The following is a 7580-nucleotide window of genomic DNA, read 5'->3' on the forward strand; positions in this document are numbered from 1 at the left end:
CCGCTACGCGCCCCGGGGCGCGTCGAACAGCGCGCTGACGGACTCCCCGTTGTGGATGCGGCGCACCGCCTCGGCGAGCGCGGGCGCGATCGACAGGACGCGCAGCTTGTCCCCGTGGACGCGGTGCTCCTCGTGGTCGTCGACGGGCACCGGCACCGTGTTGGTGCACACGATCTCCAGTACGTCCTCCTGCGCGCTGAGCCGTTCGAGGGCGCCGGACGCGAACAGGCCGTGCGTACAGGCGATCCGGATCGAGCGCGGGCCCGACTCGCGCAGCCGGTCCAGGAGTTCCAGGACGGTGCTGCCCTTGGCGATCTCGTCGTCCAGCACGATGACGTCCCGCCCGGCCACGTCGCCGATGACCGAGTTGATGGTGACCCGGTCGTCGGCGTAGCGCTGCTTGGCGCCCGCGGCCACCCGGGCGCCGAGCATCCGGGCGAACGCGGCGGCCTCCTTGGCGTTGCCCAGGTCGGGCGAGACGACGGTGGTGCGGGTCAGGTCGTACTGCTCGAAGTGCGCGGCCAGTTCGCGCAGGGCGTGCAGGTGGTCGACGGGCACCGAGAAGAAGCCGTGCACCTGCGGCGCGTGCAGGGTCATCGCCAGGACCCGGCTCGCGCCCGCCGCGACCAGCAGATCGGCGACCAGGCGTCCGCCGAGCGAGATGCGCGGGGCGTCCTTCTTGTCGGAGCGGGCGTAGGAGTAGTGCGGCATGACGACGGTGATGCGCCCGGCGGAGGCGCCGCGGGCCGCGTCGCACATCAGCAGCAGCTCCACGAGGTGCTCCTGCACCGGCTTGACCAGCGGCTGGATCAGGAACACGTCCCGCTCGCGGCAGTTGGCCTGGAGCTGCACCTCCAGGCAGTCGTTGGCGAACCGGCTGACCCGGGTGGGGCTGAGCGGCACGCCCAGGTGTGCGCAGACCTCCGCCGCCAGTTCGGGATGGGCACTGCCGCTGAACACCGCGATGTCTCGCACGATCCGCTCCTCGCATGATCATTCCGGACTGCCGCGGTCATCGTACTGACCGGGCGCGGGTCATCGGCCCAGCACGCCCGGCAGCGCCAGCGCCCCCAGCAGCGCGGACCCCACCACCAGCCACGCCACGTAGTCGCCGACGTGCCCGGACTGCAAGCGGCGCAGCGGCAGCGCCCAGCCGGGTGCGGCCAGCAGCCCGGGGCGGGCGACGGCCACACCCGCGACGGCGACCGCCAGCAGCGCCGAGAGCAGGTCCAGCAGGACCCCGGTCACGGTCCAGTGCGCGGTGGAGAACACGCCCCTGGTCCCGGCCTCGTCGACGGCGTCGCCCACCGCGGCGGCGAAGCCGGGGACCGCGCCCGCGGCGAGCGCGGCCAGGAGCAGCACCACCGGGACGGTCCGCATGGTCAGGGGGACCTTGTCGAGCCGCCGCCCGGTCTCGGGTTCCTCGGCGGAGCCGGACGTCGTCTCCTCGTCGCGTTCCCCGCCCTCGCCCTCCCGTTCCCGGGGCCGGGGCCCGAGGCCGAGGAAGACCCGGGCGGCGACGCGCAGCACGGCGGCCCCGGTGAGGGCGGAGGCGGCGACGTAGACCACGGTGAGCGGACCGCCGACGGCCTCCTCGCTCAGCGCCTTGCCGAGGCCCGTGCCGAAGGGCGGCAGTCCGGCCAGGGCCAGCGCGCCCACCGCGAAGACGGCGCCGGTGCCGCGCAGCCGCCGGGCCCGGCCGTGCAGGGTGAACTCGTCGACGCTGCCGTAGCGGTCCAGGAGGATGCCGGCGCAGGCGAACAGGGCGGCCTTCACGCCCGCGTGGGCCAGGATGTACAGCGCGGTCCCCTCGTCCGCCGCGGCCTTCAGGGTGCCGACGCCGATCAGGAAGAGGCCGGTGTGGGCGATGGTGGAGAAGGCGAGCAGGCGTTTGATGTGCCGCTGGTACCAGCACATCACCGAGCCGACGGCGGCGGTGAGCACACCGAGCACCACCAGCGCCCGGCTCGCGTCGGCCGCGGGGATGCCGCCCGGCCCGGAGAAGACGGTGCCGTACACGCGCCAGACGCCGTAGACGCCGAGTTCGACCATGACGCCCGACAGCAGCATGCACACGGGTGTGGGGGCGACGGCGTGCGCGTCCGGCAGCCAGAACTGGAAGGGCACGGCGGCGGCCTTCACCAGCAGCCCGGTCAGGAACAGCACGAATCCGGCGAGGACGAGCGCGTCGGGGCCGTGCCCGGCGGCGGCCGCGTCGAGTCCCTGGCCGATCTTCGCCATGGCGAGCTGTCCGGTGCGGGCGTAGAGCAGGGCGATGCCCATCAGCATGAAGTACGCGCCCAGCGAGTTGACCAGGGCGAAGCCCAGCGCGCCCTGGACGGCCTTGGCCTCGTCGATGCGGTATCCGGTCAGCGCGTAGGCGACGACGCTCATCAGCTCGAAGAACACGAACGCGTCGAAGAGGTCCCCGGCGATCGCGAAGCCGCACATGCCGCCCTGGAAGAGCAGGATCAGCGCGGGGAAGGCGCCCGCGTGGCCGTGCGGCGGTTCGTCGAAGTAGCGCCAGGAGTAGGCCAGCGCGGCGAGGGTGAGCAGGGAGACGAGCGCCGCCATGCCGAGGCCCGCTCCGTCGCCGGTCAGGACGATGCCGACGCTCTCGCCGCCGACCGGGAACCAGCCGCCGACCCACTCCGTCAGCGGCGGCGAGGAGCGCAGGAGCAGCACGATGGCCAGGACGGCGGTCGCGGCGGCGGCCAGCGAGCCGAACACCTCGGCGGCGAGCCGTGGCAGGCGGCGCCCGGCCGCCACGAGCAGGGCCGCGCCCAGCAGCGGGACGGCGGGCAGCAGCGGCAGCAGCCGGGAGGGCGTCAACCGCGCAGCTCCCTCAGCTCGTCGGGGTCGACGGTGCCGTGCCGCTTGGAGATCTGCACGGTCAGCGCGAGCAGCAGCGCGGTCACGGTGGCGCCGACGACGACATCGGTGAGGGTGAGCGCCTGCACGAGCGGGTCGACCACCGGCCGTGAGCCGGGCGCGAGGTCGGAGAAGACGGGCGCGGTGCCGCCGTCGCGGTATCCGACGGCCAGCAGCAGCACGTACGTCGCCGACTGGCACACGGCGAGGCAGCCCACGGCGTGGATCAGATTGCGGCTGGTGGCCAGGCCGTAGCAGCCGATCAGGAGCACATAGGCGGCCACCAGGTACGGCAGGACGTGCAGGACGTCGCTCACGGCGCTCTCACTTCCCGTTCTCCTCCTCGATCTCGACGGCCTGGTCCAGGAAGCGGGCGAGCAGGACGACGACCGCGCAGGCCACCTCCATGCCGATGGCCGCGTTCAGCAGCGGCACGGTGCCCCCGGAGGACAGGGTGTCGAACGTGCCGTACGGCAGCAGGGTGTTGGCGAGGAAGGAGCCGCCCGCGAGCAGTCCGGCCAGGCCCAGGACGAGATAGGCGGAGGCGGCGAGCGCGTCGCCGGTCTCGTGGGCGTCGACGGGCCGGACGCGTTCCAGCGCGGCGTAGTCGGCGCCCAGGTACAGCAGATGCAGCGCGGTCGCGGCGACGACACCGCCCTGGAAGCCGCCGCCGGGGCTGAGCTGGCCGTGGGCGATGACATAGAGGCCGGTGACCAGGGCGACGGGCAGCACAGTGAGGGCGTAGCGGCGCACCGGGGCGGCGACACGGGCGGGCCGCGGCGGGTCGCGGTGCTCGTCGCGGGCCTGCCGCAGCAGGACGGCGCAGCCGAGGACGGCCGCGAAGAGGATCGACATCTCGCCCATGGTGTCGAAGGCGCGCTGGTCGAAGTTGACGGAGGCGATGGCGTTGGCGGTGTGCCGGGCGAGCGCGGCGCGCACCGCGCGGTCGCCGTAGGGGTGGCGGGCGCCGCCGAAGGCGGGCAGCCGCAGACAGGCCGCGACGAGCAGCGCGGCGAGCGCGCCGCCGCCGAGGAGCACCAGCCACAGCCGGGCGCGCGGGGTCACCGGCGGCCGCCGTCCGCGCCGCCGCCCTCGCTGCCCACGCCTCCGCTGCCCCCGGCTCCGCTGCCCACGCCTCCGCCGTCGCCGCCGGTTCCGGCGCGGGCGGAGCGGCGCCGGACCTTGCGCACCGAGAGCATGATCAGCAGCGGGGTGAGCGCGGAGCCCACGGCGAGCTGGGACAGCCCGACGTCCGGTGCCTGCAACACGGTGAACAGCACGGCGAGCGTGGTCCCGAGGACGGACAGGACAAGGGCCTGGTGCGTCGGGTCGCGGTTGAGGACGGCGGCGGTCGCGCAGCCGGCGACCAGGAGCAGCGCCAGGACGACGACGGCGTCAGCCACGGTCCACCTCCGGGAAGCCGCCGGACAGCGCCCGCGAGGCCAGCAGGTTCCCGCCCACCAGCAGCACCCCGACGACCAGCAGCTTGGCCATGGCCCGGCCTGGTCCGGCGACGGCGCACAGCACCAGGACGACGGTCGCGCCGAGCCCGGCGCAGGCCCAGGTCAGCCCGCGGGCCCGCGGCGGGTCCCCGGTGAGTTCGGCGGCGAGCAGCCGGGCGAAGACGAGGGTGCCGACCGGGCCCAGCAGGGCCAGCAGCAGCGCCAGGTCGACGTAGGAGGTGCGGCCGTAGCCCTGGGCGAGGAGCAGCAGAGCGGGGCAGACCACGGCGGTGGACAGGTTCTGCGCGACCACGCGGCGCGACAGCGGTCCGGTGGCCACGCCCCACAGGGCGGTGCCGAGTCCGGCCGCCAGGACGGCCGTCGCCGCCGCGATCCAGCCGTTCACCCGCGGCTCACCGCCCGCCGGCCGGCCCGCGCGACGAGGGCGCCCACGCCCGCGGCGCCCGCGCCGACCGCCCACTCCAGGGGAGAGACGGTGCTGATGAGCACCAGCCACAGCGCGACGAGCGCGGCCCACCAGGCCAGCACCTCGCCCACGGCGAGGAGGGTCGTCCGCGGCTTCACCCGGCACCTCCTCGGGTTCGGTCCCCCGCGCTGATGTGCGGCGGGGTCCGGTCCCTCGCGCTGATCTGCGGCGGGGTCCGGTCCGCCGCTTCCCGGCATCCAAGCACCGCCGCCACCGGGGGGTGTGCGGCGGCGCGCGGGTGTGCGACCCGGTTGCCCCGACAGCAGCAACGGAAACCGGGAACACGGCCCGCGCGCCGTCGGCGGCGGCCGGAATCACGGTGCGGTTCGGGGGTAACCGGCTTGCGGGAAAGACGAGTTGGTGCCGGGATGCTCGGGAGGCCGGGATGGCAAGGATGACGCTCCGTCCGCTCACGGCGTTCCGGGCGCGCGTGCCGGGGCGGCGCCGGACCGGGCCCGGTGCGCCCGAGCCCCGTACGGAACCCGCCGCGAAGCCCGCCGCGGAGCCCGTCACCGAGCCGACCGCGAGGCCCGTCACGGAACCCGTCACCGAGCCCGCCGTGGAGCGTGCCGTCGAGGTGCGGCGCCCCGCGCCCTGGCCGCTGCGGCTGCTGGCGATGGCGTGCGCGTTCGTGTGCATGGTGGCCTTCGCCGTCGTCCTGGCCCGGCTGACGCTCCAGCCGTCGCCCGCCTCGGTGCCGTTCGTGCACACGAACCTGCACCCGGGACGTTCGCTGCGGGAGTACGCGGACCAGCCGGGGCTGCGCGACGCCGTCCAGCAGATCGGCGGGAACCTGCTGCTCGGGGTGCCGTTCGGGATCCTGGTGCCCGTCCTCGCGCCCCGGTCGCGCCGGCTGCCGCGCGTCCTGCTGCTCACCGCGCTCGTGATGCTGGCGGTGGAGTTCGCCCAGGGGGCACTGATCACCGGGCGGGCGTTCGACATCGACGATGTCATCCTCAACACGACCGGGGCGCTCGCCGGTCATCTGCTGCTGGGGCGGCGGCTGGGCCGGGCGGTGCACGCGCGCCGCCGTCGGCGCGGGTGAGCACGCCCCTCGGGGGCCGGTCCGTACCGCGTGGGGAATGGTCCGTACCGGAGTATTGACGGCTTCTTAATTCATCTCTTGAATCAAGTGCCGAACCACTCTCTCGTTCCCCCCACGACTGTCGGCGCGCCCGCCCACCGGGCCGCCGTACGGAAGGGAGTGCCATGGCCTCTCGACGCCCGCTCCGCAGATGTCTGCTCGCCGCCCTGTCCGCCGTGCTCGCCGGGGCGGCGGCCGTCGGCCCCGCCCAGGCGAGCCCGTCCCCCGCCTCCGCCGCCCCCACCGCGGCCGCCGCCGCCACGTTCTCCGACACCTTCGACGGGCCCGCGGGCGCGGCCGTCGACTCCGCCAAGTGGCAGACGGAGACCGGCGACAACGTCAACAACCACGAACGGCAGTACTACACGCCCGGCACCCGCAACGCGGCCCTGGACGGCCAGGGCCACCTGGTCATCACCGCCCGGCGGGAGAACCCGGGCGGCTACCAGTGCTGGTACGGCACCTGCCAGTACACCTCGGCCCGGCTGAACACCTCGGGGAAGTTCAACGCGCAGTACGGCCATGTCGAGGCGCGGATGAAGATCCCGCGCGGACAGGGCATGTGGCCGGCGTTCTGGATGCTGGGCACGCCGGTGAACTGGCCGGACTCCGGCGAGATCGACATCATGGAGAACGTGGGCTTCGAGCCCTCGACCGTGCACGGCACCATCCACGGCCCCGGCTACTCCGGCTCGGGCGGCATCGGCGCCGCGTACTCCCTGCCGAACGGCCAGGCGTTCGCCGACGCCTTCCACACCTTCGCCGTGGACTGGGCGCCCGGCTCGATCACCTGGTCGGTCGACGGCACCGTCTACCAGCGCCGGACGCCCGCGGACCTCGGCGGCCGCACATGGGTGTTCGACAAGCCGTTCTTCCTGATCCTCAATCTGGCGGTGGGCGGCTACTGGCCCGGCGACCCGGACGGCTCGACGTCCTTGCCGCAGCAACTGGTGGTGGACTCCGTCTCGGTCACCACCTCCGACAGCCCCGCCGGGGCGCTGCCCATCAGGGGAACGGCCGGCAAGTGCGTGGACGTGGCCGGGGCGAACCCCGCCAACGGCACCCCGGTCCAGCTCTACGACTGCAACGGCACCGCCGCCCAGCAGTGGACGGCCGGCTCCGACGGCACCCTGCGCGCCCTCGGCAAGTGCCTCGACGTCAAGGACAACGCCACCGCGGACGGTTCCCAGGTCCAACTGTGGGACTGCACCGGCGGCCCCAACCAGAAGTGGGCGCTCCCGGCCGCCCGCGACATCGTCAATCCGCAGGCCGACAAGTGCCTGGACGCCACCGGCGGCAGCTCCGCCAACGGCACCCGGCTCCAGATCTGGACCTGCACGGGAGCCGCCCACCAGAAGTGGACGGTGGGCTGAGGCCCGCGCCGGGGGCCGTGGCTAGGGCCTGTCCGGCCGATCATGGTGGAGGGAGGCAACAGTGCCTTGTGGGCACGGGTGAGCGGGGTGGGGTGCGTGCAGCCGCAAGGCGGAGGAGGGCGTCGACGCGGAGCGTCGGCAACCGACGACAACGCGGCGGATGTGCGTGCCCCACCCCGCGTCTTCGCCATGATCGGCCGGACAGGCCCTAGTGCCAGGTGAACTTGTCACCGCCCACCCAGCGCACGGTGTCCGGGTCGTCCAGGTCGTGGACCGTGATCCCGAACGCCGCGGCGGCCTGGAGCACATCGGTGACGGTCTTC

Annotated in this window: 8 protein-coding genes and 1 pseudogene; 2 read left to right on the forward strand and 7 right to left on the reverse strand. The window is 74.1% G+C overall.

From position 1 onward, the window contains the following. Positions 1–3: 3 nt before the first annotated feature. The 7 genes and pseudogenes from B086_RS0129390 to B086_RS0129420 form a co-directional block, all read right to left on the reverse strand. Positions 4–975: a ribose-phosphate diphosphokinase gene (locus tag B086_RS0129390; protein ID WP_018570025.1), complete on the reverse strand. Its 972-nt coding sequence runs from the start codon at positions 973–975 to the stop codon at positions 4–6. A 60-nt stretch (positions 976–1035) separates the two neighbouring features. Further along, entirely contained in the window at positions 1036–2832 is a 1797-nt protein-coding gene (locus B086_RS0129395; RefSeq protein WP_018570026.1) for a complex I subunit 5 family protein, read from the reverse strand. After that, positions 2829–3176: a sodium:proton antiporter gene (locus B086_RS0129400; protein WP_026252890.1), complete on the reverse strand. Its 348-nt coding sequence runs from the start codon at positions 3174–3176 to the stop codon at positions 2829–2831. Before B086_RS0129400 ends, B086_RS0129395 begins: the two co-directional genes overlap by 4 nt. A gap of 19 nt (positions 3177–3195) precedes the next feature. Next, a complete protein-coding gene (locus tag B086_RS0129405) occupies positions 3196–3936 on the reverse strand; it encodes an MnhB domain-containing protein (protein WP_018570028.1) in 741 nt (246 codons plus the stop codon). A gap of 86 nt (positions 3937–4022) precedes the next feature. Continuing rightward, a pseudogene (locus B086_RS0129410) lies at positions 4023–4274 on the reverse strand (Na(+)/H(+) antiporter subunit B); the annotation flags it as partial. Next, the gene (locus B086_RS0129415; RefSeq protein ID WP_018570030.1) at positions 4267–4719 is read right to left on the reverse strand and encodes an MrpF/PhaF family protein; all 453 of its coding nucleotides are present in this window, start codon (positions 4717–4719) and stop codon (positions 4267–4269) included. The pseudogene B086_RS0129410 and the gene B086_RS0129415, both read right to left, overlap by 8 nt. After that, positions 4716–4898: a hypothetical protein gene (locus tag B086_RS0129420; RefSeq protein WP_018570031.1), complete on the reverse strand. Its 183-nt coding sequence runs from the start codon at positions 4896–4898 to the stop codon at positions 4716–4718. Before B086_RS0129420 ends, B086_RS0129415 begins: the two co-directional genes overlap by 4 nt. Positions 4899–5194: 296 nt before the next feature. On the opposite strand from B086_RS0129420, the gene B086_RS0129425 reads away from it, so the two are divergent. Next, positions 5195–5845, forward strand: a complete 651-nt coding sequence (locus B086_RS0129425) for a VanZ family protein (RefSeq protein ID WP_018570032.1) — start codon at positions 5195–5197, stop codon at positions 5843–5845. Between the two features lie 164 nt (positions 5846–6009). Then, a complete protein-coding gene (locus B086_RS0129430; RefSeq protein ID WP_018570033.1) occupies positions 6010–7257 on the forward strand; it encodes a ricin-type beta-trefoil lectin domain protein in 1248 nt (415 codons plus the stop codon). Positions 7258–7580: the final 323 nt, after the last annotated feature.

The organism is Streptomyces sp. PsTaAH-124 (assembly GCF_000373685.1).
Taxonomy (GTDB): domain Bacteria; phylum Actinomycetota; class Actinomycetes; order Streptomycetales; family Streptomycetaceae; genus Streptomyces; species Streptomyces andamanensis.

Coding starts and splice junctions, on each gene's coding strand:
- B086_RS0129430 (WP_018570033.1), top strand. CDS start 6,010: ATGGCCTCTCGACGCCCGCTCCGCAGATGTCTGCTCGCCGCCCTGTCC.
- B086_RS0129425 (WP_018570032.1), top strand. CDS start 5,195: ATGACGCTCCGTCCGCTCACGGCGTTCCGGGCGCGCGTGCCGGGGCGG.